We start from the raw sequence: 26,988 nt of genomic DNA on the forward strand, positions 1-26,988 counted from the left end.
TGTTGCTTTTGTAAAAACACCTGTGGATAAAAGTATAGTTTCAAGCGAATATCAAACCTTTCTCAAGCTGCTAAGGAATATCCGAACTGAACGTGGATGCACCCAAGAAAGCCTTGCAAAAGCAGTTGGTGAAACTCAATCATTCATTAGTAAATGTGAACGAGGCGAAAGACGTATAGACGTTGTTGAATTACGACATTTTTGTGTGGGGATTGGAATTACTCTTACAGAATTCACACAAAAATTTGAAGAAGCCTTAGTACGAGGTTAAATGTGGTTCAGCAAAATAATCAAAATTCTGACTTTGAGGTGTATCTATCCCGAGTTGAACAACACATATCTACGTTATCAGGAAAACCAAAAAAACTTAGTCAAGTAAAAATTTTAATTCTTCGGACTCTTTGGGAAGAAGGAAGTCAGTTTCCTAAAGGATGGGTTTTATCAAATAAGCTACTTCAATTAACAGAACAGAAATATTTTGATAGACGAATACGAGAATTGAGAAATGAAGCTGGATGTACAATTGAGACTGGAATATTTAATGGTCGATCTGCATACCGACTTTTAACCGATCAATTGGGACAAGCTTTTGATAGAACCTATTTAACAGCTGCTCAAAAAAAGAAACTTTTTGAAAAATTTAATTATCAATGTGCTGTCTGTAATCGTTCTTTTTCGCCAGGAGAAAAAGGATTAGAAGCCGATCATAAAATTCCTTTGATTCGCGGTGGAAGTTCAAATTTAGATAATTGGCAAGCATTGTGTATTGATTGTAACGTCTCAAAAAGAAGGTCTTGTCAAGACTGTCAAGAAAATTGTTACCAATGTGCTTGGACATTTCCTGAAAATTATGGTCAAATTACTCCAGTAAGCTTGCCCAATCAACTATTAAATTCTTTACGCGAAATAGCACAAAAAAAAGGCGTACATTCTCAGGATTTAATCATTGAAGCGGTGGAAAAATTGATAAAGGAACAAAGTTAAGTACTTAGGCAAAATTAATTGTGGATTTGTCATTGCGAGTGGAACGAAGTGAAACGAAGCATTCAGCTCCGCTGAATGCTTCGCTGTCGCTCGCAATGACACAATTAATTTTGCACAGTCACTTAACTAAATACTAAAGGCAGTTCTAATTGTTCGCTTTTTTCGCTGGAATTGTTTTCTATATATAGCCATTTGTAGAATGCAATCCCAAATGCTTTAGCAACTGGTGGGGGAAAAGCATTACCAATCTGGCGATAAACTGCTGTCTTTCCTCCAGAAAAATACCAATCATCGGGAAAACCTTGAAGCCTCGCAGCCATTCTGTTGGTTAATCTAGGTAATCCTAAAAAGTCTCTTTCGGGTGCTTCATTTGCAATACTTTTTCCGTCAATACCAAGTTCAAGCCATTCTTTTTTAGCACGTTGCGGTCCTAAATCGGCTCCTCCATGTTTTTTGCTACCTCCAACCAAGCAAGGAGCAATTTGATTAGCTTTTTTGACCCAATCATTTAATCCTAACCACCCTTTTGTACCCATTAAATCCCTTAGAACTTCTCCCACAGTATTTGTTTTAACAATTGATTTTGTCCAAGGAAAAAGAACTTCTTTGTCTTTTCTCCCTACAAGAATGAATCTTAAGCGGGCTTGAGAAACACCATATTCAGCAGAATTTATCACTTTCCATTCACAGTAATAACCTAAATAATTTAACTCCGAAATAATCCAGTTGCGGTAGTTATTAAACTTAATGCTGCTAAGTCCTCTGACATTTTCTAAAAGAATGAAATTAGGTAAACATTCAGAGATAATTCTAATTACTTCTGGAAATAAATCTCTTTCATCTAAGCAACCAAGTTGCTTTCCTCCCGAACTAAAAGGTTGACAAGGTACTCCTCCTGCAACCATATCAATTCCTTTAAATTCTCTAGCATCAAATGCTCTTAAATCTGCTTTTATAACATTCCAATTAGGTCTATTTAGTTTTAGAGTATTACAAGGATGGCTGTCATTTTCAATCAGTGCTATATGAGAAAATCCTGCTTGCTCTAAACCTAAAGCTTGCCCACCGGCACCTGCACATAATTCCAGACTTGTTAATCTTTTCATTCTAATTAAATTATACTTTTGCTTATATATTAATAAGACGATTGAAGCATTTGATTTATCTATAGTCGCATCATTTTTTATTTCCCCCCATTTACCGATTGATAAATCTTAATATATTCGATTATCCTGATGTGTTGTGTAGGTGTAGAGCATAATAATATTACACGGTGTTGAAGGAGGAATCGCAATGTCTATTAGGGGTGTAAGGTTAGCTCGCAATCGAGTTAAACGATGTTTCAATGTAGCTATACTCTGCTTGAGCTTGAGTTTAACAGTGGCTTGTCAACAATCTGAAAAAACTTCTAACAATTCGTCGAATAAAAATTCTCAAGATTCAACGGTACAGCCTGCGAATCCCAGCAACAAAGATGTTGTAGCTTTACCACAAAAAACGCCAGGGGAAATCACGGTAAATCTACCAACACCTTTTCCTTCTCCTGTACCTAGCGCTCGATCGCAAGTTGCTCCACCAGATTCTTCCTCGGTTGCTAGGGCACCGCAAAATTTTTCCTCGCCGCCTGCAACCCAAACTAATCCCGAGCCTAATAATTCTATTCCCGAAGCTTTAACCGAAAAGCTTTCTCCCCAAGCTGCGGCTCCAGGAACTATTCCTCAACCGCAACCTCAAGTAGAAACTCGCACGCAACCAACTTCCCCTAAACCAGTTGTTCAAGCTTTGAGAAAAGCTGCTAAAAACCCTGGTAGAAAAATTGCAGCTGCGAGCAATACGAATGTCTACCAGAGCCGCAGATTAGGGGTTAATTTTAAGTACCCCAAAGGCTTTGTGATTAAAGAGCCACAAGACACTTCTAATTCATCCAAAATTTTAGAATTATGGAGTCTCAAAGATTATCAGGCAATCGAATCTGGTAAGTTTAAAAATACATTTACCCCAGGAAATATGAGTATTTCGGTAGAGGATAATCCTAGAGGTTTGTCTTTGGTTCAATGGGTAACTAATAATGACGAACTCGGAGATATCATACCAGAAAGCTACGATACACACATTGTTGCCGGAAAGGAAGCAATGTCTTTTCGTACTGATGGCTTATATGATTTTCAAAATTTAGTATTACCTAATAGTGATGGTAAAAAGGTTATTTTAATTAGTTTTGCTCAAGGAGATAGAAGCTATCAAACAGTCTTTGAAAAAGTAGTTTCTACTTTGCAAGTTAACTAAAACAGGAGAGGTGGAGATGGGGAGAAAGGAAGAATAAGACAATAACTAACTTACTCGCTACTTCCCGTCCTCCTAACCCTTAGCTCCTAACTATTTCTTAACCAATAATATAAGATGAATTGATTTCTCTTACTTGTCCGATTAGAACTAATACTTGATAAACCATTACCGCTACTTCTGCACGAGTTGCAGCTTGATTGGGGTTAAGTTTTCCTGTGTCGGGATAGTTAACAATTAATCTATTTTGAGTCGCTGTTGCTACTTCATCTTTCCCGTAATCGGGAATTTTATTTTGGTCCTTATATATACTTAGGTCAATTTCTCCTTCAGTGGTTAATCCTAATCCGTTTACTAAGGAGACAATAACCTGTATGCGAGGAATATTTTGATTGGGGAAGAATTTTTTCCCCGGATATCCCGAAAGAAGCTTACTTTGGTATGCTTGCTGAATTACTTTATATGCCCAGTAGCTTTGTTTCACATCCTCAAATTTTATCGATTCGCGCAAAAGCTCGGGATTAAAGGCTTTTACTAACAATGCCGCATATTGCGATCGCGTCATTGTTGCATCTGCTCTAAAGGTGCGATTGGGAAATCCTTTAACTATGCCTAAGTTGACAAGCTCTTGTATAAATTCGCTTGCCCAGTGACCGCTGATATCAGTTAATTCACTAATTCGCGATCGTGGTTGTACTTCTGGCTGGGGTTGAGCTTCTGGTTGGGGTTGTGGTTCGGGTTCTGGCTCGATTTCGGGTTCGGGATCTGCAAAAAACTGTACGTTCCCATTCACAGATAGGGGATCTACCTGATTATCTATGGAAATCAATTTGTGAATGCTGGCATTTTGAATGTCAAATTGACCATTATCGCGAAAAACATTGTTTCCGGGGCTAAAATTCCTGCCAATATCAGGTAATGCATTTGAAACAACAGTTAAACCGTCTTGGATATTGTTTTCGCATAGGTTGTCTCGCAAAACCGGACGAGCATCACCAGATACAACTATTCCAGAACGATTTTCGTAAATTCTATTCTCCGTAAGTATACTCGTAGCCCTATCCCCAATAGCTATACCAAAACCCGTTTGAAAACAATCATTACCTTTAATTTCACCCCGAGAATTTTTAGTAATAGAAATACCATTTGCAGAATTTCGAGTAAATATATTGTCTTTGATAGCTGGATTGGCATTACCAGTAACAAAAACTCCTTCGCGTTGAGAGTTAATGAAGGTACAATTTATAACTGCGGGCGAAGCCGATTCAATCCAGACAGCAGTACCACGGCTAGCCGGATTTGTCACAGTGACTCCTCGCAGTCGAGCCGCATTGTTTAATACAATTGTCACATTTTGTCCGGCAAAATTAGGGCTGAGATGTCTGCCACTACCATTAATTACAATGCCGCGCCCTTTGTGATTTTCATTACCCATAATTGTGACTCCAAACGGCACAATTAAAGGAAATGTTTCTCCACTCGTAGCGTTGTAGCTATCTTCAGCAAGTTGAATTTTCGTTCCCGAGGCAGATTGCTTCAGGGCTTGAGTAATTGTTTTAAGTGGCGCTTGTTGGCTACCAGAATTACTATCGTTGCCGGTAGTCGGACTTACATAAATTAATTTAAGCATATTAATATTAATACTTGTTCATTTACGTTGAAAATACTACCGCGAAAAAACTCAGTATGTAGGTAGCGTTGATAGCATAAGCTAAATAAAAAAGACTTCGTATTCCACTTGGGGAGTTTAGTATTAATAAGAACAATAATAATCAAGATAAGTATAGTAATACAAGGATGTACTTTTCTCAACTGAAAAAAAGCTAAAGTTGTATCTTTTCTGCTTGCCTAATTTCAGGTACTTCAGATAAGAAATAATTTTTATGACAACTTTGTTCCGCATGTTTTACAAAATTTAGCATCTTCATCATGAAAATCTAAACCGCATCCAGGACAAATTGTTTCTACTTCATTAGCGGTTTTAACTATGCGCTTAATTAAATCTCCTACCTGCCAGGGAATTAATGCGATACCTGTTAGAATCATCAAAACTGTTAAAAGACGACCAATTTGTGAAACGGGAGTAACATCACCAAATCCTACAGTTGTCATGGTGACAATTGAAAAATATATTGCATCTACGAAAGTTGTAAACACTTGCGGATTTACCGGATGCTCGACTTGATAAATTAAGCCGGAATAGACAAAGATAATTGCAAATAATATAAATAATATTCTTGTAAAAATAGCACCGTCTTCTGTTGTAATATGACCAAATAAAAATTTTCTATCAATATATCTAATTAATCGCAAGATTCGGAACCATCGTAATAAGCGAATATAGCTAATATCAATAATTCCCATAAAGAAGGGTAAAATTGCAATTAAATCGATAATTGAATAAAAACTGAAAATATACTGAATTCTATTTTCTGCGCTCCATAACCGCAATAAATATTCTACTGCGAAAATATTAATAATCAATATATCAGCGACATTGAGAACGAAACTTATGGACTCAGAAGTTGGATAAGTTTGTACTACAAAAATACCTGAAGAGAGCATTACTAAAACAACAATACTAATGTTGATTATTTTTCCTAATGGTGTTTGTAAGTCTCTTAAATAGAAATCAATATTTTCTCTAGTAATTACCATAGTTAAGTTAGTCTAATATTTTCACTTTAATTCGTATCATATTTATTTCAATACTTCGGCTAAATATAATTGTTTTTGTTTATTTGAAGTAAGTGAAAACCAATTAAAACTAATGTTGTCTGTATATATACTTACAATATTGACAGAATTTAACTCGTTGAGCTATACCCGTTATATGATAATTTCTTTACAAAATATGATTGTTTAAAGATGTCAAAGATTATTGGTTTAGATAATTTAACAGTAGAAGAAGTTAACAAAGAGTTAGCTAATGGTGCGAAATTTGTGGTCTTCCTTTACTGTTTCTCTTTAATTGTAGTCACTTTTAAACGTAGTTCTAGTATTTATTTTATTAAAGCTGGTGAAGGTACGTTCAAACACAGTATTAAATTCACTGTGATGTCAATATTTCTTGGCTGGTGGGGAATACCTTGGGGAATAATCTATACAGTTCAGGCACTTGTAACTAACCTGCAAGGTGGAAGAGATATGACTCAACAGGTAATGTCAGCATTAAGACAGCAACCAGTAGAGTAAATAAGTAAATAAGTAAACAAGTAAGTAAATAAATATATGAAATATTGTGCAGTTTTTTCAAGATAACCGGTTTCTTATTGTCTACATCGAAAAAACTTTTCTTTGATGACAAGAAACCGGATTTATGTAGACTTATTTCAATTTATCGAGAGAGCTTCAATCATCATTATCTAAAAAAGATAGAAATGAATTGGCAAAAATCGCTGCTTGGGTTCTGTCACGTAATTCTAAACGGTTCAATATGTTAGTTACATGATTTTTAACCGTACCTTCTGAAATATAAAGTTTTTGAGCGATTTCTCGGTTATTGGCACCAGTTGCAATCAAACTCAACACTTCTTTTTCTCTCTTAGTCAATTCCGCTAAAATTGGCGGTGGAGAGGGCGATGGATTTTCTGTTGTTGCTGGAAATTGAGTTAAAAGTTTTTTGACAATTCCCGGCCCCAATTGAGTGTATCCTCTATGTACTGCACGAATAGCAACAGCTAATTCTTCTGAGGGTGTATCTTTGAGTAAATAACCCATTGCTCCATTTTGCAATGCTGCTTTGATATATTCATCGTCATCAAAAGTTGTTAATACTAAAATTTTTGTTTGTGCAAATTTATTTTTAATCTCTTTTGTTGCGGCGACACCATCCATTAAAGGCATTCGGATATCCATTAACACAACATCGGGCTGAAATTTTTCTACCATTGCCACCGCTTCTTGCCCGTTTTGAGCTTCTCCAACAATTTCTAAATCGGGTTCTAATTCTAATAAAGTTTTTAAACCTTGGCGAATTAAATGTTGGTCATCTACAAGTATTACGCTAATCATGTTTAATATAAAGAGTTAATAATTAGTGATTATTTTCTTCTGCTTGTCTTTTTGTCTGCCGCCAGCTTATTAATTGCTAGTTTCCTTGGTTAAAATTAGGAATGGCCGCAACTGGCACATTTTGCTTGTAGGGTGCTGTGACAGTTCGCTTGATTTCTAAGGCAATAATAAGGTTTTCCTGTCACGCACCAACCAAAGCCTTATGAAAATTGCGGCCATTCCTGAAAATTATTTACTTGTTTATATATTCCCATCAAAACCAGTTGACGCAAACCTTGATAAAGGAACATCAACTGTTATTTTAGTTCCTCCACCGGGAATGCTCTCAATATTAAAATCACCTTCCAAGGCTAAAGTGCGATCGCGCATACTTTGCAGTCCAAAACCTGTAGTATTTTGGCTAATGTCAAAACCGTTTCCATTATCTTGAATCATTAGATGTAATTTAGTGGCTGTTGTAGTTATTTGTAAGTTAACTTCTGTAGCTTCTGCGTACTTGGAAATGTTTGTTAATGATTCTTGGATTATTCTATAAATTGCGGTACTAACATCGCGGGGCAGAGAATAAAACAAGTTAATATGATAATTTGGTTTAATATTTGTGGAATGGTGAAAATTTTGCACCAGTATATCAATAGATGTTTCTAGGGATTGCTCTTGTAAAGGATTAGAACGCATCGCTGAAACAGATTCTCTGACATCTTTAAGTGCTTGAGAGCCGAGTTCTTTAGCTCTAATTAAAAAATCTGTAGCTTTTTCTGGATTATTATTTAATAATTTCGTGGCAGTTTCCAGTTGTAAATTTAAAGCTGTGAGGGAATGCCCCAAAGAATCGTGAATCTCTCGCGCAATACGATTTCTTTCTTCGAGGGTAGCTTGATTTTCAATTTTTAAGGCATATTTACGGAGTTTTTCGTTCGCAGCAGTTAATTTATCTCTACTCTGCCGTTCCGAAAGTACCGCATTCATTAATAGTAAAACAAAAACCAAGGCTAATACAAATAATGATATAAAGCTAAATTGAAAGAACCAGAATTTCTGTAATCTCCTAGGTGATACGTTCGGAAATCTGATTCTAAATGTTATTAAAAATAAAGAAAAAGAAATTCCTGCAACAACCAAGCGTCCCGGAAGTTTAAAAATTAAGCAACTGCGAGTTACTAAGACTAAATTAAGAAACGGAAAAAGTCGTGATGTTCGACCACCAAAAAAGTTGGTAATTAAAATTAATAATATTTGGCAAGCCGTATAAATGATTTTATTTGTTCGATTATTAGTAGGTAATCTTAAACCCATTAACCCGAAAACAGTTAAACTAATAATCATTAATTCTGGGAAACTTGTCTGAAATCTTTGTACGGGATTGATAGTTGAAGCAATCGCTGCAAATCCCAGCAATATCCACTCTAAATAAAGTAAAAATTTAAAAGGATGATTTTTAACATCTATAGCGCGGCTCATAAGCGTTCCTTCAATTAATTATATTTAGACAAAGAACAACTACCTGTTTTTAAAAAAATTCTTAACTAAGAGTTTGGGAATTTATACGTAGATCCTAAATTAATACTAAATATACATTCAAACCTGGCACCATGACCAAAGTCATGGTTTGATACATGACTTTATCTAGATATTTTTACAAAGCCATTCGTTACTTTTTACTCATGTGAATACTGAGGTTGGAATTATATGATGGTGACATCGAACAAAACAAACCCAGGAAGCTTAACATGAAACTCAAAAAATTATCTTTCTTAGCCGGTGCAATTGCTTTAACTTTGACTGCAATTCCTTTTGCCGCTCAAGCTAATCTCAATTCTTCTTCATCAACAGTTGTTGCTCAAGCTAGAAAGCAAGGTGGATGGAAGGACAAGTTAAATTTGACTGATGCACAAAAAACTCAAATGCAGGAAATTAAAGAAAGCGCTCGCGCTCAAATGCGGGAAATTTTGACTCCCGAACAAGTACAGAAATTAGAAGCAGCAAAAGCTAGCGGACAAAAGAAGCGTGGAGTATTCCGTACCTTAAATTTAACTGACGCTCAAAAAGCAGAACTCAAGAAAATTCGAGAATCCAAGAAAGCGCAATTTGAAGCTATTCTAACCGACGAACAAAAAGCTCAAATGCAAGAAATGAAGCAAATGCGCCAAAATCGTCGTTCGCAAGCTAAAGGACTTAAAGGAGAGCGCAAAGGAAAAGGTAAATTTAAGCGCTTAAATTTGACTGAAGAGCAAAAAACTCAAATGCAGGAAATTAAAGAAAGCGCTCGTGCTCAAATGCGAGAAGTTTTGACATCCGAACAAGTACAGAAATTAGAAGCAGCAAAAGCTAGCGGACAAAAAAAACGCGGAATATTCCGTACCTTAAATTTAACTGACGCTCAAAAAGCAGAACTTAAGGAAATTCGAGAATCCAAGAAAAGTGAAATCGAAGCAATTTTAACTGACGAACAAAAACAGCAGCTTCAAGAAATGCGTCAAAATCGTCGCGGCAACCGCAGTTAATAATGAGAATTAATCAGAATTTCTAATAAAAGTTAGTTCTGCTACGTTCGTTTAAGAAAAAGGAATTCGATACTTCCTTTTTCTTTTTTTATTAAATTTCTGCTAAGGTAGGTAAAAAACCACGATAGAAAATCCCATATAACGCGGATTATACTCATGGGCTTAGGGCAATGAGTTTCTATAATGGTTACATCAAAAAGGATAAATCCACGAGGCATTAATGAAGCTTAAAAAATTATCCCTCTTAGCTGGTGCGATCGCAGTGGCTTTTAGTATCACTCCCTTAGCAGTAAACGCCCAAGTTAACAATAAAGCACCGCAAAGAGTTTCTCAAGCTAAACGTCCTCCAAGTCCCTCAGAACTAAAGCTCACTCAAGAGCAGATGAAGCAAATTAATGAGATACTCTCTAACCGGAGTACTCAGATGCAGAATGTTTTGACACAACAGCAACGACAAAAAATTCAGACGGATTTGAAAGCAGGTAAAAACCCCCGAGAAGTTTTTGCCTCTATTGATTTAAGTAAGCAGCAGGAAGGCCAATTACGAACTATTGCGCTCAATTCCCAGAAGAGAATTGAGGCGGTTTTAACCACCGAACAGAAGAACAAAATCAAAAAGTGGCAAGCCGAACAACAAGGCCAAAGACAGCAGCAGCAACCGAAAAAGTAAGCCAGTAATTTTAATTGGATAGCAGCATGTAAGGTGGACAACATCGTCCACCTTTATTTTTAAGTAATAATAAAAAAGTTGAGAGTCGAGACATAGCGGTGCTAATACTGCTCGGTTAAGGAATTGAACACAATCGTAAGATCCCCCAAACCCCCTTAAAAAGGGGGCTTAGTTCTAGGCTGTGTACTCTGTACCTTTTTTGGGATTTCGTTCATACGAAAAATGTGTCTAGTTCCGATGGCTGAAGTCTAGTTTTGAGAAAGCTTTGAGCCACAAATTAATGTCACGTACAAAATACTAAAAACCGCCCAAATTTCAACAAAGTACACAGCCTAGCTTAGTTCCCTCCTTTTTAAGGAGGGCTAGGGAGGATCTCCTCTTAACCGAGCAGTATTGATAGCGGTGCTAAATCAATAATCAATTTTAAAAAAGTAAATTTTTTTTAATTTTCACGAATTATTTAGGAATGCGATATAAGTTCCCAAAGGAATTTTTGGCTGATGAAAGTTAATTTAAAAAGCTGGATACTTACCGTTTTTATTTCCGCCAGCCTGCTTAACTCAAGCTGCGATACAATATCAGCTCAGCAGTTGAGTGCTGAAAATATAGTTATTCCCCAAGCTCAAAATTCTCCCGTTAAAAATTCTCAAGTTCAAGATTCAAAAATACTTCATATAGTTAACCGTCTTAGCTTTGGTGCTGCTCCTGGTGATGTAGTAAAAGTTAAAGAAATTGGTATCGATAAATATATCCAACAGCAGCTAACACCAGAATCAATACCCGAACCTCAAAGCTTAAAAAATCAACTTTCTCAACTGCAAACTCTGAAATTAACTCCCGCCCAATTATATTCGCAATACAGCGTTGGTACCTTAACAAAACCAACTCCAGAAATACGAAAAAAAAGGCGAAAAAAACAAAGATTAATTCGTAAACAAGCAGTCAGAGCTAGATTGCTCAGAGCAACAGAAAGTCCCCGCCAACTCCAAGAAGTAATGGTGGATTTTTGGTACAACCACTTCAACGTATATCAAAATAAAGGACTTACTCGTTTGTGGATGAGTGCTTACGAGGAGCAAGCAATTAGACCTCATGTTTTCGGTAAATTCCGAGACTTATTAGGTGCAACCGCTCGCCATCCAGCCATGTTGTTTTACCTGGATAACTGGCAAAATACCGCTCCTAACAATCGTCCCAAAGGCAGATTTAAAGGCTTAAATGAAAACTACGCTAGGGAATTAATGGAATTACATACCTTGGGTGTCGATGGCGGCTATACCCAAGAAGACGTGATTGTCTTAGCAAAAATCTTTACCGGTTGGGGTTTCCATAATAAACCCCGCAAAGTAAAAAATGGTTATGATTTTTACTTCAATTCCAAGCGCCACGATTTTACCGATAAAGTCTTTCTGGGCAAACAAATCAAAGGTAGCGGTATTGCAGAAGGAGAACAAGCATTAGATATTTTGGCAAAGCATCCAGCTACAGCCCGTCATATCAGCTATAAGCTAGCGCAGTATTTTGTGGCAGACGAACCACCAAAAACCTTAATCGAGAAATTATCAAAAAGCTATTTAGCTACAGATGGCGACATTCAAGCCGTACTCAAAACCTTATTCCAAAGCTCCGAATTTTGGGATCGAAAATATTACAACGCCAAATTCAAAACACCATATCAATACGTTATTTCCAGTATTAGAGCCACCGACACCCCAATCAACGATTTTCCCAGAATTAACAGCATATTACACAGAATGGGAATGCCTTTATACGGCAATCCAACCCCAGACGGATATAAAAATACTCAACAAGCCTGGTTAAACCCCAACGGCATCAACTGGCGTTTAAGCTTCGCCAACACCATAGGTAGAGGGGGATTAAAAAATAGAAATAGGAACAACAAAAAAAATAACAATAATAAAAACACACCCCGTCGCCCTAATAAATCAATTGATTCCGCACAATTAGCAAATACCCTAGGAAACAACTTCTCCGCAAAAACCCAAGAAGTATTAAACGAAAGTCCCCCCAAACAAAGAGCCGTCATTATTTTGGGTAGTCCAGAATTTATGTATCGGTGAGTCAGTCAACAGTGAGCAGTCAACAGTGAACAGTGAACAGTGAACAGTGAACAGTTATCAGTGAGCAGTTATAAATTATTTCTCCCCCCTCTCCCCCCTCTACCCCCTCTCCCCCTCTAACTTCTTCCCTATTCCCTACTTTTATGAAACGTCGTAAATTCATCCAACAAGCCGGAATCTTTTCTGCTTCGAGTTTGATTGCAGTCGGAAGTAATGCTTTTGTAAGCAGAAGTATAAGCGCGACTCCCAACTCGAAACGGTTGATAGTTATTTTTCTGCGCGGTGCAGTTGATGGACTTAGCGTAGTTGTTCCCTATACTGAAACCGCTTACTATCAAGCCAGAAAAAGAATCGCTATTCCTCAACCAGATAAACCAGGTGGTGTATTAGATTTAGATGGAAAATTTGGACTGCATCCGGCTCTTGCTGCTTTAATGCCTTTATGGAAGCAGAAAAATCTGGCTTTTGTCCACGCTTGCGGCTCCCCAGAGTCCAACCGTTCCCATTTTGATGCTCAAGAATATATGGAAACCGGTACTCCTGGAGTTAAACATACTAAAGATGGTTGGATGAACCGTCTTTTGGCTGTAATGTCTGTAGACAATAATCCCATCCAAGGTGTAAATGTTGGTTCAACTATTCCCCGTATTTTCACTGGCAATGCTGCCGTTGCTACAATTCCCGCAGGGCGTAGAACTGCCAAACGCTTACCTATAGATAATCCGAAACTAGCTACAGCATTCGACAAATTATACAGCGGTAACGATGCCTTGAGTAAAACATATCGCGATGCCAGACAAGCCCGCGAAGCATTGATGGAATCCGATGTAGAAATGAAACTCGCAAATAACGGCGCACCTCTGCCTAAAGGCTTTTCTAGAGATGCCCAACGTTTAGCAAGATTAATGGTACGCGATTCTAGAATTGAGCTGGCATTTTTGGGTTTAGGTGGTTGGGATACCCATATTAATCAAGGAAATACCAAAGGACAATTAGCAGGACGTTTAAAAAGATTAGGTGACGGTTTAGCTACTTTGCAAAAAGAATTAGGGGAAGTATATAAAAGTACTAGTATCATTGTGCTATCCGAATTTGGACGTACAGTTAGAGAAAACGGAAATGGTGGTACAGACCACGGATACGGGAACGTTATGTGGTTATTAGACGGTAACATCAACGGTGGCAAAATTTACGGTGATTTCCCCGGATTATCAGGCGATCGCCTCCATCAAGGAAGAGATTTAGCAGTTACCACCGATTTTAGAGACGTTATCGGCAAAGTTTTACAAGAACGCATGAATCTAGATAAAACGCAAATTAGCAAAATATTTCCGAACTACAATTTTACAGGTGAAAGGTTTAAGTTTTAAGGTTAAAAATGAGGAGTTAAAAATTCTACCCCCTCTCCCCCTCTCCCACTCTCCCTATCCCTCCCCACAGGATTTCGCAATAGGTACAGATTCAGCTAATATAACTAAACAAACGTGAACCGTAATGGATTAGGGAAACTCCGGTGCAATTCCGGGGCTGTGCCGCAACTGTAAATGAAGTTATGAGTTGTAAGGGATTAGTTATGGTTTGTGAATCAGTTGATTTAATAAATTGAATTGTTAACTCCTAACTTCTCACTCCTAACTTCTTAGCCAGAATGCCTTTCTGTTATTTGCTCACTTTATTTCCTGCGTTGCACGGGAACGGAGCCTTTTGAAAATAATGCAAATTACCGATAATTCCAATTCCACTAAATTACAATTTCCAAATTTAGAATTACCTCCCCTGCCAATGAAGCGCCCTTTGCTTATGATTGGGCACGGCACAAGGAATCCAGAGGGAAAACAGGCTTTATTAGATTTTGCTAGTGCTTATCAAGCTTTAGATAATTCTCGTCCGGTATTGCCTTGTTTTCTAGAATTAACAGGGCCTACAATTCAAGAAGGTGTGGACGAGTGCATCAAAAACGGCTATACCGAACTTTCAGCTTTACCAATTTTATTGTTCGCCGCACGGCATAACAAATTTGATATTACCAACGAATTAGATAGCGCCAGGGTTAGATATCCTGAATTAAAGTTTCACTACGGCAGACACTTCGGCATTACACCCACATTCATCGAATTATGGCGCAATCGTTTAGCTGAACTCGATAAACCCGAATATAATCCCCACCAAATTTCCCGTCAGGATACCGTACTTTTATTTATCGGTAGAGGTTCAAGCGATCCCGATGCCAACGGCGATGTATATAAATTAGCTCGAATTATATGGGAAGGTAGCGGTTATTCTACCGTTGAAACCTGTTTTATCGGCATTACCCATCCCCGATTAGAGGAAGGTTTTCAGCGGGCTCGTTTATATAAACCAAAGCGGATTATTGTTTTACCTTACTTCTTATTTATGGGTACTTTAGTCAAAAAAATCTTTGACATCACAGCCCAACAGCAAGAGCAATACCCGGATATCTCTATTACTGCCCTACCAGAAATCGGTTTGCAGCCAGAATTATTAACCGTACTCCGAGAGCGAGAAATAGAAACTCAACTCGGCGAAGTAAAAATGAATTGTGAGATGTGTAAATTCCGCAAGGCTGCTGTATCGGATAGTCAAGGGCACGGTCATTCCCACGACCATCATCACCATCACAATCATGACCATTCACACCCACCCGTAGACCCCTACGCAGATATTGATAACTATCATCAAAGGATTTGGCAAGTTCCGTAGGGAAGGTTTTGATAGATAAAAAATAAGGCGTTGCTGAATCAAAATATGAAGTATTGATTTCACATTGTTGGAGACGTAGCATTGCTACGTCTCTACATTTCTAATTCCTTAACTTTCTGAAAATCGAATTCAGCTAATGCGATATAAGAAATGAAAATTGCTGAAATAAAATATTAAATTAGACTTTTCAAAATTCCTAAAATTTTACCCAAGTCACTGATAAAATATTCATTCAAATCTACTTCAATAACTTGACCTTTAAGTGCCAATAATTTCCAATTCGTTCCAGTTGGTTACCACACCATAAATTGTCGAAATATCCTTATACCATTTCTTCATAAAGATGCGCTGAATTTAGCCCGTGTAGACGGTGAATCTAGTTGGAGGTGTCGGTTTGGGTCCCCCAAACTAGTGTTACCCTAACGGGTCACTTCGTGAACGCGGAGTGTCTCCCGGAGGGAGATACCCGGAGGGGCTTTGTTTAAGTAGCCCCGCTCTTATAGAGTGTTAGCGGAGCGTGTCCGTAAGGACATGGGCGATTGAGCACAGCCTCTTTATCCCATGCCCAATGCCCCATCCCCCATGCCCAATAAATCTACTCAATCAAATCCAACTTCTTCAAAAACACTCCTAACGGTAATAAAAGAGTCTTCGCCACATCTTCTAATTCGCTTAACTTAACTGAGGCACCTTGTCCGTCGCGTAACAACCAAATAACAGTACTGCTTACACCCGATTTTTGCTGTAAAATTCGCCAGTTAGGAATACCCGCTCGCTGCATCAAGTCCAACAACACTGTATCTTTAGAATTTCCCTTAGCATAAATTGTCGCGAACAAGAAACGCAAAAAGCCGATTGCCGTACCAAAAACTAGAATCACAGCCACGAATACGTATACAAGATACAAGCTATTAAAATTCATGAGTAATGATAATCTTATTTTTTCTATTACTTTCCCCGTACTAGATTACCGAAATCCTGAAGATTTTAAGCAAGAGAAAGCAGTAGATTTAAACTATTAAGTAATTAATTCCTAATTTCCAACTCCCTACTATGTCTGAAGAATTCGCTATTGGTAGTAAAGTTCGCGTGGTAGCGCTACCACCTTACATAAAAACTGCCGAACCTATGCCTATGTTGCGTCCTCCCGATATAATCAATGTTGGAGAAGAAGGTATCGTTCTTGACCGTCGCCCAGGTGGATACTGGGGCATTCGCTTCGCAAAAGGGGCGTTTCTCTTAGATAGTCAGTATCTAGAATCTGTAGAAACTCATACCCAAGAAAAATCAGGGGAAGAAAAATAGTCAAAATAAAGTTCTTAGTAGCGCCTTAGCGCATCCGGATTCTAGATGCGCTAAGGCTCTACTACGAACATTTATCTTAATTAACTATTAAATACAAATACATCTACAGTACGACTAATTGTAAACTTATTTAAAGTAGTCATTCGTACTCTGCATCAAAATGAATCGCCGCAATTTTCTAAATATATTATTTGCCAGTATCTTTGTATTTTTGGGATGGTTGAATTTTACCCCTGCTGCCGATGCAATGGGTGGTAAGCTTCCGTCTGTTAACGAACCTGCACCAGAATTTACTTTACCAACCAATACTGGAGATGGGGAAATTTCTCTTTCCGACTATCGCGGTAAGTGGGTAGTACTTTACTTTTATCCCAAGGATTTTACTCCCGGTTGCACTATAGAAGCCCGCCGTTTCCAAGAAGATTTACCAAATTACTTAGAACAAAATACCGAAATAATCGGTGTTAGTGCTGATGATATTGATTCTCACGCTGAATTTTGCGATTCTGAGGGTTTAAAATTTCCTTTGTTAGCTGACACAACTGGTGCTGTCAGTAAAGCTTATGGTTCTTGGATGAGTTTTATTTCAGTGCGTCACAGCTTTATTATCGACCCAGATGGTATTTTGCGGGAAACTTTCGTGAAAGTTAATCCAATCATTCATTCACAAGAAGTAATGGCAAAACTTAAGGATTTACAACAAACCACTTAAGCACAAAAGGGTTTCATACTGCTGACAATACTCTCTTGTGGGATGGGCTTCTAGTCCATCCTTTAAAATTCAACATTTCCGCTAAACAAATTAATTAATAGCTTTTACCTAACTACATTCATTGCCACAACTTTAAAGAAAATAAGCTAAAAATAGTATTAGAAAGGCGATAATTTTTCAACGAGGCTAAAATATGGATTTTGAGCATGAAGTCCCGGTTGAAAAGAATACAGAAGAAATAGAATTTGCCGAACCTTCTACTCGCAAACCTTTAGAAATATTGCGAGACACCGAAGCTTTGCTGCGTCTTCCTGCTGTTGAAGCATTAGTACCAATTTTACCGCTCAAGTTAAGCGAAAACTTACAAGAAGCTTCCGATATTGCCGATGATTCTTTAGAAGAATTAGCAGAAATAGACTTAAGTCAAATTAACGATTGGGAATTGCGTCCTTTTCGGATTCGCATTGCTTTAAGCTTTGTCGGATTTAGTTCGTTAATGATTCTGATTTTGGCACTTTTTTTAACTACGCTACATCCAGAAATGAGTCCCGCTCAACAAATTGGAAAATATTGGAGCGAATATATTTGGTTTCTTTGTTTGGGTGTTGCTGGAATGTTTCTTTTAGGCAGGGAAGCAATGCGCCCTATTAACAAGCAAAAATACGATGACGATGATGATTATGATGACTATGATGATGAATGGTGAATCAAAATTAACAGCTAGGAGTTAATTAATACCTATTACCCATTCCCAATTACCAATTACCAATTACCAACACTCATGTTTTTATAATAAATCTTGCTGCAAACAATAATTATCTGCAAAGTTTTGTTTATTTATTTTACTTCATCGCTGATTAGGGAATATTACTCATTAATCTAGAAGCTTATAGACCAATTCATCAGTTGGTGCCGTATAAGTATAAAGCGGAAACTTGTAGATTATGAATCACGATGCTTTTATTGTTCAACCTGGTTCAAAAATTTCTTTGAAAAAAGATTACAATACAGCTTTCACAGCTAATTTCCAAGAAAAAGAAGATGCCAAATTAAAGCTGGAAAGAGATATTGAACGATTGGCAAAATATCAGGATATTCTTTACGCTCAAAATACTTATGCGCTTTTAGTTATTTTTCAAGCAATGGACGCTGCTGGCAAAGATAGTACTATTAAGCACGTTATGTCTGGTGTCAATCCTCAAGGTTGTCAGGTATTTAGCTTCAAACAACCTTCCTCAGAAGAATTAGATCATGATTATTTATGGCGGAGTTTTAAAGCTTTACCGGAAAGAGGAAGAATCGGTATTTTCAATCGCTCTTATTATGAAGAAGTTCTCGTAGCGCGCGTGCATCCGGAGTTGTTAGAAAAACAACAGTTACCAGAATATGTAAAAGCCAACAATATATGGAAGCAGCGTTTTAAAGAGATAAATAATTTTGAAAAATATTTAGTTGATAACGGAATTATTGTTCTAAAATTCTTCCTTAACGTCTCAAAAGAAGAACAGAAGAGACGCTTTATGAGACGCATCGAATTACCCGAGAAAAACTGGAAGTTTTCCGCAAGCGATGTCAAAGAGCGTGGGTTTTGGGACAAATATATGCATGTCTATGAAGATGCTTTTCGTCACACTAGTACCCAATGGGCACCTTGGTATATTATTCCTGCCGATCGCAAATGGTTTACCCGGATGGCAGTAGCTGATATCATCTGCTCTAAATTGAAAGAACTCAAGTTAAAGTATCCTACCGTCACCGAAGAACACAAGCAGGATATCTTAAAAGCTAAGGACATTTTAGAAGCTGAAGAATAAACAGTTATCAGTTATCAGTTACCAATTAACATTTTTTAGTAGCTAATTTTTGATTATTATAGTACAATTGCACTATAAAGTTTGATAGAAATTAAAGGTGGAGTGTGAGGAGATATCAATATTTTACAGTTGCTGCAATTGTCTTGGAGTGGTTGGTTAATCAAAGTTTAAGCAATCGCAATCGGACGGGATGCCCAAAATGTATTACATTCGGGTGATATTTATGTGGATGTTGTCTTAAGGGTTACACTTCGGTGTAAGCTTGTACGAAGTTAAATATTTGAAATACTTAGTTAAATTTAAAGAAATAGCTTTTAGTTATGTCGATTATTGCTCTGAGAGCTTGGTATATCGAAAAATATGAGCCGATTCCAGAGTTGGAAAAACGTCAGCCAGACATTCGTATTAGTAAGAAAAGTTTATTAAAGTCGGCTTTGAGAGCAGATTTTTTGGAAGACAGCGAGGAAGTTAGGAATTCTATCTGGTTTGGGCGTTATCTTGAAGGTGACGACATAGAATTTTATATTGAAGGTAGTGGTGGTTATAGTGTCGCTAACATCGATTTGATTAGTCATGAGATTTATTTTACTAAGCAAGCTTTGTTATCGCAGTTGGAGCCGACTATTTTTTTAAGCTATCAAAATGAATATCCCGAAGCTAGCGATGCTTTACGTGAGGGATTGCTTGATAGTTTGGATAAATTGAATTTGCGATCGCGACTTCCTTTAAAATTAATTGAGTCGATTCGTCCAAAAGATGCACCGATGCGATTGGGAAGTAGCATGATGCGAAAAATTCGTAGAAGTTTGTTATTTATTGCAGATGCTACACCTATTACAAGCCTAGATACTGGTAAGGAAAAACCTTTGCTTGTTCCTAGTGCGAATACATGTATCGAACTTGGTTACGCGATTCAAAGCAAGCGCTCCGAACAAATTCTAATCGCACAAATGCAGCGTCAGGATTATGTTGGAGAATTTCCCTTTGATTTGACTGCCACTCAAATAATGCAGTTTAAAGATAGTAGAGAGTTAAATAAAATATTGCCGCAAACGATTGAAAATATTTTAGCCAGATTTAGATTGTTTGCATAGATAAAGGTTTATACTCCCAACCCGCTCTAAAATTACCCATAAAAATTACTTTATTTTCTACCCCCTCTCCCCCCTCTCCCCCTTCTTCCCCCTCTAATTCAATAGGTAATCATCAAGCTGGGGAAAGGGATTAGTTTAGGCAATATATATTTCACTGCATGAGTTGCATTTACCGTCTTCTAATCTTTTTTCATATCAAAATAATGAAGTACGTCAGTTGCTTTTTTTACCGATTCTTCAGTGTCTCGAAAGATAATTAAGAACTTTCCTGCATTTAACCTATCGCGATAAAGCCAAGCATCTTCATTTTGAGGTGGAAGTTCAAAAGTACCACGAAAAATAAAAGCACTTAGTGAACCAGCAATCCCTCCTAAAAAGCCTCCAATCATCATATTGGCAATACCATTAGTGGGAATTATCTTGACATCTGTAAATTGGATGTTTGTGAATAAAGTCAAAATAGAACCCGCAGCAAATCCAATAATTATCAACCAGTAGGTAAAACGGACTTGTACATTCTTTTTATCTGCATCTTGCGATGCAACTAGTCCGTATTCGTCAATATTCTTATAACCTTCACCTAAAATAGTAATTTTTTCCCTGGGTAAATTTTCTTTTTCCAGAGCATCCCGAGCTGCTACTACTTCCGCTCTGGTTTTATAAACTGCAATCAAGTAATTCATTATTTGTGATAAATGAAAACTGGAGTCAATACGTTTTAACCGATTTATACGATACCTATCAATATTAATGAGGATTTTTCAATATAAAAGCCTGCCAAAAACGAGACTTTGACCATACTTATGTAGTATTTTTGGTGAAAAGTCGTATAGTGGTTTTCTGCTATGAAAAAGCTCCTCAGCCACTTCTTGGGTTGCAAAAAGTATATCGCTAAGCTGATTGTATCGCTAGCGATGATCGTATTCGTTTCTTCAATGTTTTCGATACCCGCTTTAGCTACGGGTGTGTATAACATACCAAACCTGACTTCAGACACTTGGATCGTGGATGAAGCAGATTTAATTAGCCGTTTTAATGAAGGTAAAATTATTAGTGCCTTCGATGAATTGGCAAAACAAACTGGCAACGAAGTCAGAATAGTTACTATTCGCCGTTTAGATTACGGAGAAACTCCCGAAAGTTTTACTAAAGCATTATTTGAAAAATGGTTTCCTTCCAAAGAAGCACAAGCAAATCAAACTTTATTAATGATTGACTCCGTGACTAATGGTACTGCCATTATTACGGGCGATAAAGTCAAATCTATAATGCCAGATGATATTGCCCAAAGTGTTGCATCGGAAACGGTTCAAGTACCCCTAAGAAACGGTAATAAATACAATCAAGCCATCTTAGATGCGAAAGAGCGTCTTGTCGCCGTACTTTCTGGTGAGCCAGATCCAGGTCCGCCAGAAGTCACCAACGAAATACAAGTAGAAGGAACATTTACCAAAGCCGAAGACACCGACCAAGGAAATGCAACCGCTTGGGTAGTAGGATTATTGATTGCTGCTACCGTCATTCCCATGGCAACATACTATATCTATTTAGTTTTCCAGCCATCATCTGAAGGATAGGGAATAGTTAATTGGGGATTGGTAATTGGTAATTGGTAATTGGTAATTAATTTGTCCGAGTTAAGGGTTAGGAATTAATTATCTCCTTATCTTCTATTACCCATTACCAACTACCTATTACTTAATTTCTAATCCTGTACGTACTCTTGCCCTGTTGCTAAAGCAATCTCGGCTCGGACAAATTCTCTACCTAGATAAGCAGCATGGTCAAACATGGTTAGCGGGCAGGGCTGAGTTTCTTCAAGAATTTTTACAGATAATTCTTTTGCTGTTCTGGCAGAATATACAGTTGTATGGGTTCGTTCCACTTTTCCTTTGGCTGGAATTACCTTTCCTGTTTCCGGGTCAACGGCTAAACCTCGCTCATCGATAATGTTAGTAAAATGTTTGGCAAAAATGAGTCCTTGTTCCCGGTCGATGTAAATAATAAAGTATCCGGCAGGATCTAAATCAATGTGTCGTTGAGAAAGTTTATCATCTATCGCTTTTAAATTGTCAGCTACATTCATAATTACTTAAAAACTCAAATACTTTTAAGGGTTTTTACATGCTTAGAATAAGTGTAATTCTTTCTTTTACTTTTGTTTAGAGAAAAGGAAATGGAAAGATGTAAGCGCCCCAGGAGGGGAAGGTTAAAAGTTAAAAATCCAAGGTATTAAACATCCTACTAAATCAAAGCAACTCCTAACCCCGTGAGCAACTAACCACTAACCACTAGCAACTAACTTCTAACTGTAAAAGGAATCTCCTCATTAATTGCTTCGATTTCCTTTTGTTCGAGTTCGTTGACTTCGCTGATGTAGCGACGTAGTATTTGTCCCAAACGATTATTGTAGAAGCGATGTAGGCTGTAGTTGGGAGTAGCCGGGAAACCGCGACGTTTTTTATGTCTTCCACCGGCACCGGGATCGAAAACTTGAATATTATTTTGAATCGCCCATTCAATGGGTGAATAATAGCAAGCATCAAAATGAAGACAATCTATTTCCTGGAAACTACCCCAATAGCGCCCATACATTTTATCGTCCTTGTATAAACAAAATGACATTCCTACAGGTTGGCTGTCATCCTGTTCGTTGTAAGCTGCGAAAAATGCGACTCGATGGCGATAGTTTTCGTATAGCGATTCAAAAAACTGTTTGGTGAGATATTTACTACCCCACCAACCAAATTTATCGCAGGTGTCGGCATAAAAATCGTACATCAAAGGAAATAACTGTCTGGGTATATCATCGCCGGTAAGTGCTTTAAGTTCCAAACCAGCTTTTTTAACAGCTTTTCGTTCGCGTTTAATGTTGCGACGTTGATTGGCGTTGAATGCACCTAAATAATCATCAAAAGTTGTGAAATCATGATTTTGCCAAACATAATTATGGTGCAACCAAGGTGTAAAGCCCTGACGCTCCAATACGGGATGAAAATCGGGATCTACATATAAAAAATTACAGCCGCTGATATGCTGCTTCTTACAAAACGAATCGATTTCGCGCACCATTAAAGAAGTTATTTCATCTTCGTCTTCTCCTGGAGCAATCAAAAATCGATAACCATCTGCTGGGGTAAAAGGCGACATTCCCAGCATTTTGGGGTAGTACTCCACCCCAAGACGATAAGCTAACTCTGCCCATTGATGGTCGAAAACAAATTCTCCATAGCTATGCCCTTTAATATAAAGAGGAGCAATCGCAATCAATGTTCTATCTCGCCATAATGTTAAGTGATTCGGTAACCAACCACTTTGTGCAGTAGCGCTTCGAGAAGTTTCGAGATTGTTCAACCAATCCCACTCAAAAAAAGGAGTCTGAAGTGGAAGTGCCAAAGCATTCCAAGAACTTTTGGGTACTTCAGCAACTTTATCTATCCAAGCAAAAGAATAACTTGACTTAATTTTTTCCACCATTTTCGTCAAAGTCACAAAACAAGCGGCAAAAGCTTTATTTAGCGTAGTCTAATCTGGGAATTGTTGCAGGCAATAATGGAGAAATACTTCTTGGTTTTCGGTGCGAACTTCCATCAATTCTAAGCGTGGAGCGGCTTTTGCCAAAAATCCGCAACCTCCAACTGGAGTGGGAGCATTAAACCCTCCTAAAATTAAAGGACATACAGTAAGCCAAATCTCATTTATCAAATTTAGTTCTAGAAGATTCGCTACCAATTTGGAGCCACCTAAAACTCCTAACTGTGCTATACCCAATATAGTTAGTTGTTGCAGGGCTGCATAAATATCAACTTCTCCTGTAGGCGTTTCAAATACTAATATGCGTTTAAATTCCGCTCTTGCTTGCCAAAACATCGCTCCTGTAGCTGTTGAAATTAACCAGCGTTCAACTGGCTGCTTAAAGAAGCGTAAATCTGGATTGAATTTGCCGGAATTAGAAATAACTATATGAATAGGTTGCGATGGTTTACCATTGACTAATCTATGTTGCAATAGGTCTGGATGCGATACAGTAAGAGTTGTTCCGTATGCACGTAAAGTATCAGCGCCAAATAAAACAGCATCACTCCTAGCAATTTGTTTTTCGAGGTGTGCTTTATCAGCAATTGAACCGAATCTGGCTGGAGAACGGTTAACATCTGCTATTTTCCCATCTGCACTCATTGCCAAAACTACTGTGGTTCGAGGAGGAGGTTGTTGTGTCATAAATATTATAAATTGAAGTCATATTGATTTTTTCTAGACAAAACACAGTCAGATTAATAAATGATTCAACTTTAGCTGAAAGTTTATTACCTTCAATATAGTTAGATTCATACAGCCTGCGTTCTCAAGCTGGAAACATCTTACATCTTGGGGCAGTGTCAATAGCCGCCTTGGATTAATAAATATTAGTCCCGAAGCCAAAGTCATGTTTAGACGACTGCATAAATATCTCAGTCAAGGCTTTGTAATTATTTACTTGAAATTGATTTCAAGGTGATTTCCATAGTTTCTTAAGAATGGTGTAATAGTTAGAAACATTCAAGCAAGTAATACTAAAACCAGAAGCGCCAAAAAAATAGTACTAGAATTTCAAATCCAGAGATTCTATCATATGAGGTTCGCGACTTATCTAATATGTGAAGGTTACTAAACTGTAACAATGAGTTACCTATTGTCAACTAAAATCTTAGAATCTCTATGCTTTACGGTAAAAGCTTGTATCTAACGATTATTTTTATTTAACAACAATTTAATAACTTGATTATTAGGAATAATGAACTTAATAATATAAGTATATAATCGCTTGTTAAATCGCCTTTATTTTTAACGTTTGAACAACAGATGCTTATCAGAGAATGCCAATGGTGAATTTTCGTCAATCATCATTTCGCCGAATTTTAATATCCAAGATATTACTACTATCAGTACCAGTCTTATTGATAGGTGAGTTTGTCGGCTATAAAAAAGCACGTTCTAGTTTAATAGAAATTGCCAGTCAAAACTTAACCGAAAGTGCGTCTCTCAAAGGGGAAAGTATTGTTGATACTATTGATGCACTTAAAAGTAATTTATTTATTGCTTCTCAAACTACGGTTCTGCAAGCGGGCAATCCTCAATTAGTAGAAGAATTCGTTACCCAGCTAGCTAAAGAATTGCCCAGACAAGTAAAATGTATTAAATTAACTAATGCTGACCGTAGCAAAATTGTTGTTGGAAACTGTAGTAAATCCAAGAAGTTTAAGAATTTTTCTTTTTCTCAAAATAAAGTTCAAATCGAACCTATTTTATCTTCTCAATCGAAGGAAAATGATTTAGCAAAACAACCTTCAAAGCTAGAACTAAAATTGTCTTCTCCCGTGTATAACCCGTCGGGTAAATTACGTTATACCTTAAGTATGCAGTCGCAATTATTGCACGATAGAATTAGAGATAATCCAGGTTTTTTAACAGGTTCTACGGTAGTCATTGCTGAGAATGGCGTAATTTTGGCACACCCTATTTTTCAAAGAGTAGGTACAAATATTAGCGAACATGCAGATGCGAAAAAATTACAAAAGATTGTAAAAAATGCTATCTCTGGGCGTACAGAATCTTCAGATTTGTTTTTTGAAAAAGAAGGTGAACAGTTACTTGCTGGATATACAGCTATTAACAGCCCAGTTGATAATGGAGACAAAAAATGGGTAATTTTAGCCGTTACTAGTGTGGATAAAGCTTTGTACGGCTTAAGGGAAATAAAAATTCTTTTATTTGTTTTAACCATTGGTTTAATTGGTGCGACTTTATTAGCATCGCTGTATGTAGCTCGTTATTTAGCGCGCCCTGTAGAACAACTGCGCGATTATGCTTTGAACCTTCATTCCCGCGATACTTCTTCTGTGGTTCCACATGATTTTAATATTCGGGAATTCAATCAATTAGCCCAAGCATTGGATCAAATGGTTGAAAGACTCAAAGCATGGGCTGAAGAGTTGGAAAGTGCTTGGAAAGACGCGAAAACAGCCAATCAAAGCAAAACTCATTTTTTGGCTACAACTTCTCACGAACTGAGAAACCCCTTAAATGTGATTATTAATTCCATACGATTGGTTCGGGATGATTTGTGTGACGATAGAGAGGAAGAAAAAGAGTTTCTCAAACGTGCGGATGAAACTGCTATTCATCTATTAGGAATTATTAACGATTTACTCGATATTTCTAGGATAGAAGCAGGTAAGCTTTCAGTAGCAATCAAACCAATTGACTTGCGTACAGTAATTAGCGAAGTGATTAACCTGCAATCGCTGAATATTCGACAAAGCGGTTTGCAGTTAAATATTCCTGAGTTGACAGAGCAAATTCCGGTTAATGCGGATACAGCGAAACTCAAGCAAGTTTTAATAAACGTTATTGGTAATGCGACTAAATTTACCGAAGCAGGAACTATTACCATAACCACAGAAATTCAACATCATAGCGGTAAATCTTGGGTAACCGTTGCTGTTAAAGATACAGGAATAGGTATTGATACAGAACAGCAGCAAAAACTATTTCGTCCTTTCGTGATGGTGGATGGTAGCACCACACGAAAGTACAACGGTACCGGATTGGGACTAGCTATTTCACGGAATCTAATTGAATTGATGGGAGGTTCAATAACTCTTGAAAGTCCCGGAATTAACCAAGGAACCACCGTTAAAATAACTTTACCTTTAATAGATAGCGAAAATAAATTCACCGTTTCTAATCAAATTGATTCTGTAAACGACAATGGTAAAGTACCAACAGCTACTATTCAAGGAAAATCTATTTAGATAGTAAGTATT

26 protein-coding genes and 1 riboswitch are annotated in these 26,988 nt (G+C 37.4%); of the genes, 16 read left to right on the plus strand and 10 right to left on the minus strand.

Going from position 1 to position 26,988, the window contains the following annotated elements; all coding sequences use genetic code 11:
• The first annotated feature begins 22 nt into the window (after nt 1–22).
• Complete coding sequence (locus RIV7116_RS14955; protein ID WP_015119136.1) at nt 23–271, plus strand: helix-turn-helix domain-containing protein; 249 nt, start codon at nt 23–25, stop codon at nt 269–271.
• Between the two features lie 2 nt (nt 272–273).
• On the plus strand, nt 274–984 hold the full coding sequence (locus tag RIV7116_RS14960; RefSeq protein WP_015119137.1) for an HNH endonuclease: 711 nt from the start codon (nt 274–276) through the stop codon (nt 982–984).
• Between the two features lie 122 nt (nt 985–1,106).
• Here the strand turns inward: RIV7116_RS14960 and RIV7116_RS14965 are convergent, their stop codons facing one another.
• The gene (locus RIV7116_RS14965; protein ID WP_015119138.1) at nt 1,107–2,090 is read right to left on the minus strand and encodes a DNA cytosine methyltransferase; all 984 of its coding nucleotides are present in this window, start codon (nt 2,088–2,090) and stop codon (nt 1,107–1,109) included.
• 187 nt (nt 2,091–2,277) lie between these two features.
• Here RIV7116_RS14965 and RIV7116_RS14970 point away from each other — a divergent pair, with 187 nt between their 5' ends.
• The gene (locus RIV7116_RS14970) at nt 2,278–3,270 is read left to right on the plus strand and encodes a hypothetical protein (RefSeq protein ID WP_015119139.1); all 993 of its coding nucleotides are present in this window, start codon (nt 2,278–2,280) and stop codon (nt 3,268–3,270) included.
• Nucleotides 3,271–3,367: 97 nt separating this feature from the next.
• Here RIV7116_RS14970 and RIV7116_RS14975 read toward each other — a convergent pair whose 3' ends face one another.
• Both RIV7116_RS14975 and RIV7116_RS14980 read right to left on the minus strand, forming a co-directional pair.
• The gene (locus RIV7116_RS14975; protein WP_015119140.1) at nt 3,368–4,897 is read right to left on the minus strand and encodes a DUF1565 domain-containing protein; all 1,530 of its coding nucleotides are present in this window, start codon (nt 4,895–4,897) and stop codon (nt 3,368–3,370) included.
• 251 nt (nt 4,898–5,148) lie between these two features.
• Complete coding sequence (locus RIV7116_RS14980; RefSeq protein ID WP_015119141.1) at nt 5,149–5,925, minus strand: ion transporter; 777 nt, start codon at nt 5,923–5,925, stop codon at nt 5,149–5,151.
• Between the two features lie 210 nt (nt 5,926–6,135).
• Here RIV7116_RS14980 and RIV7116_RS14985 point away from each other — a divergent pair, with 210 nt between their 5' ends.
• Complete coding sequence (locus tag RIV7116_RS14985) at nt 6,136–6,462, plus strand: hypothetical protein (protein WP_015119142.1); 327 nt, start codon at nt 6,136–6,138, stop codon at nt 6,460–6,462.
• Between the two features lie 156 nt (nt 6,463–6,618).
• Here the strand turns inward: RIV7116_RS14985 and RIV7116_RS14990 are convergent, their stop codons facing one another.
• Nucleotides 6,619–7,281, minus strand: coding sequence for a response regulator transcription factor (locus RIV7116_RS14990; protein WP_015119143.1), 663 nt, complete (start codon nt 7,279–7,281; stop codon nt 6,619–6,621).
• Nucleotides 7,282–7,521: 240 nt separating this feature from the next.
• On the minus strand, nt 7,522–8,742 hold the full coding sequence (locus tag RIV7116_RS14995) for a sensor histidine kinase (RefSeq protein ID WP_015119144.1): 1,221 nt from the start codon (nt 8,740–8,742) through the stop codon (nt 7,522–7,524).
• A gap of 269 nt (nt 8,743–9,011) precedes the next feature.
• On the opposite strand from RIV7116_RS14995, the gene RIV7116_RS37625 reads away from it, so the two are divergent.
• The 5 genes from RIV7116_RS37625 to RIV7116_RS15020 all read left to right on the plus strand — a co-directional run bounded on the left by RIV7116_RS37625 (nt 9,012) and on the right by RIV7116_RS15020 (nt 15,257).
• Complete coding sequence (locus tag RIV7116_RS37625) at nt 9,012–9,785, plus strand: Spy/CpxP family protein refolding chaperone (protein ID WP_015119145.1); 774 nt, start codon at nt 9,012–9,014, stop codon at nt 9,783–9,785.
• A gap of 220 nt (nt 9,786–10,005) precedes the next feature.
• Nucleotides 10,006–10,455 (plus strand): pilus assembly protein, encoded by a 450-nt coding sequence (locus tag RIV7116_RS15005; RefSeq protein WP_015119146.1) that lies wholly within the window; start codon nt 10,006–10,008, stop codon nt 10,453–10,455.
• Nucleotides 10,456–10,955: 500 nt separating this feature from the next.
• Nucleotides 10,956–12,536, plus strand: coding sequence for a DUF1800 domain-containing protein (locus RIV7116_RS15010; RefSeq protein ID WP_015119147.1), 1,581 nt, complete (start codon nt 10,956–10,958; stop codon nt 12,534–12,536).
• A 143-nt stretch (nt 12,537–12,679) separates the two neighbouring features.
• Nucleotides 12,680–13,906 (plus strand): DUF1501 domain-containing protein, encoded by a 1,227-nt coding sequence (locus tag RIV7116_RS15015; protein WP_015119148.1) that lies wholly within the window; start codon nt 12,680–12,682, stop codon nt 13,904–13,906.
• Nucleotides 13,907–13,976: 70 nt separating this feature from the next.
• Nucleotides 13,977–14,211: riboswitch (cobalamin riboswitch) on the plus strand.
• A 38-nt stretch (nt 14,212–14,249) separates the two neighbouring features.
• Nucleotides 14,250–15,257 (plus strand): sirohydrochlorin chelatase, encoded by a 1,008-nt coding sequence (locus tag RIV7116_RS15020; RefSeq protein ID WP_015119149.1) that lies wholly within the window; start codon nt 14,250–14,252, stop codon nt 15,255–15,257.
• Nucleotides 15,258–15,852: 595 nt separating this feature from the next.
• On the opposite strand, the gene RIV7116_RS15025 is transcribed toward RIV7116_RS15020, so the two are convergent.
• Nucleotides 15,853–16,179: a hypothetical protein gene (locus tag RIV7116_RS15025; RefSeq protein WP_015119150.1), complete on the minus strand. Its 327-nt coding sequence runs from the start codon at nt 16,177–16,179 to the stop codon at nt 15,853–15,855.
• 131 nt (nt 16,180–16,310) lie between these two features.
• On the opposite strand from RIV7116_RS15025, the gene sipA reads away from it, so the two are divergent.
• From sipA to RIV7116_RS15050, 5 genes are all read left to right on the plus strand, one after another.
• The gene (sipA, locus tag RIV7116_RS15030) at nt 16,311–16,562 is read left to right on the plus strand and encodes a regulatory protein SipA (protein ID WP_015119151.1); all 252 of its coding nucleotides are present in this window, start codon (nt 16,311–16,313) and stop codon (nt 16,560–16,562) included.
• 160 nt (nt 16,563–16,722) lie between these two features.
• Nucleotides 16,723–17,274 (plus strand): peroxiredoxin, encoded by a 552-nt coding sequence (locus RIV7116_RS15035; protein ID WP_015119152.1) that lies wholly within the window; start codon nt 16,723–16,725, stop codon nt 17,272–17,274.
• A 193-nt stretch (nt 17,275–17,467) separates the two neighbouring features.
• On the plus strand, nt 17,468–17,980 hold the full coding sequence (locus RIV7116_RS15040; RefSeq protein WP_015119153.1) for a hypothetical protein: 513 nt from the start codon (nt 17,468–17,470) through the stop codon (nt 17,978–17,980).
• Between the two features lie 238 nt (nt 17,981–18,218).
• Nucleotides 18,219–19,088: a polyphosphate kinase 2 family protein gene (locus RIV7116_RS15045; RefSeq protein ID WP_015119154.1), complete on the plus strand. Its 870-nt coding sequence runs from the start codon at nt 18,219–18,221 to the stop codon at nt 19,086–19,088.
• Nucleotides 19,089–19,408: 320 nt separating this feature from the next.
• Nucleotides 19,409–20,182 (plus strand): hypothetical protein, encoded by a 774-nt coding sequence (locus RIV7116_RS15050; protein ID WP_015119155.1) that lies wholly within the window; start codon nt 19,409–19,411, stop codon nt 20,180–20,182.
• Nucleotides 20,183–20,361: 179 nt separating this feature from the next.
• Here RIV7116_RS15050 and RIV7116_RS15055 read toward each other — a convergent pair whose 3' ends face one another.
• The gene (locus RIV7116_RS15055; RefSeq protein ID WP_015119156.1) at nt 20,362–20,865 is read right to left on the minus strand and encodes a hypothetical protein; all 504 of its coding nucleotides are present in this window, start codon (nt 20,863–20,865) and stop codon (nt 20,362–20,364) included.
• A 162-nt stretch (nt 20,866–21,027) separates the two neighbouring features.
• Between RIV7116_RS15055 and psb32 the strand changes: the two genes are divergently transcribed.
• Nucleotides 21,028–21,759 (plus strand): photosystem II repair protein Psb32, encoded by a 732-nt coding sequence (gene psb32 / locus RIV7116_RS15060; protein ID WP_015119157.1) that lies wholly within the window; start codon nt 21,028–21,030, stop codon nt 21,757–21,759.
• Between the two features lie 128 nt (nt 21,760–21,887).
• On the opposite strand, the gene RIV7116_RS15065 is transcribed toward psb32, so the two are convergent.
• The 3 genes from RIV7116_RS15065 to RIV7116_RS15075 all read right to left on the minus strand — a co-directional run bounded on the left by RIV7116_RS15065 (nt 21,888) and on the right by RIV7116_RS15075 (nt 24,403).
• The gene (locus tag RIV7116_RS15065; RefSeq protein ID WP_015119158.1) at nt 21,888–22,268 is read right to left on the minus strand and encodes a DUF4346 domain-containing protein; all 381 of its coding nucleotides are present in this window, start codon (nt 22,266–22,268) and stop codon (nt 21,888–21,890) included.
• A gap of 212 nt (nt 22,269–22,480) precedes the next feature.
• The gene (locus tag RIV7116_RS15070) at nt 22,481–23,659 is read right to left on the minus strand and encodes a GNAT family N-acetyltransferase (protein ID WP_015119159.1); all 1,179 of its coding nucleotides are present in this window, start codon (nt 23,657–23,659) and stop codon (nt 22,481–22,483) included.
• Nucleotides 23,660–23,707: 48 nt separating this feature from the next.
• Complete coding sequence (locus RIV7116_RS15075; protein WP_015119160.1) at nt 23,708–24,403, minus strand: RibD family protein; 696 nt, start codon at nt 24,401–24,403, stop codon at nt 23,708–23,710.
• Between the two features lie 641 nt (nt 24,404–25,044).
• On the opposite strand from RIV7116_RS15075, the gene RIV7116_RS15080 reads away from it, so the two are divergent.
• Complete coding sequence (locus RIV7116_RS15080; RefSeq protein WP_015119161.1) at nt 25,045–26,976, plus strand: ATP-binding protein; 1,932 nt, start codon at nt 25,045–25,047, stop codon at nt 26,974–26,976.
• The last annotated feature ends 12 nt before the right edge of the window (nt 26,977–26,988 follow it).

This window comes from Rivularia sp. PCC 7116, from assembly GCF_000316665.1.
Lineage (GTDB): Bacteria > Cyanobacteriota > Cyanobacteriia > Cyanobacteriales > Nostocaceae > Rivularia.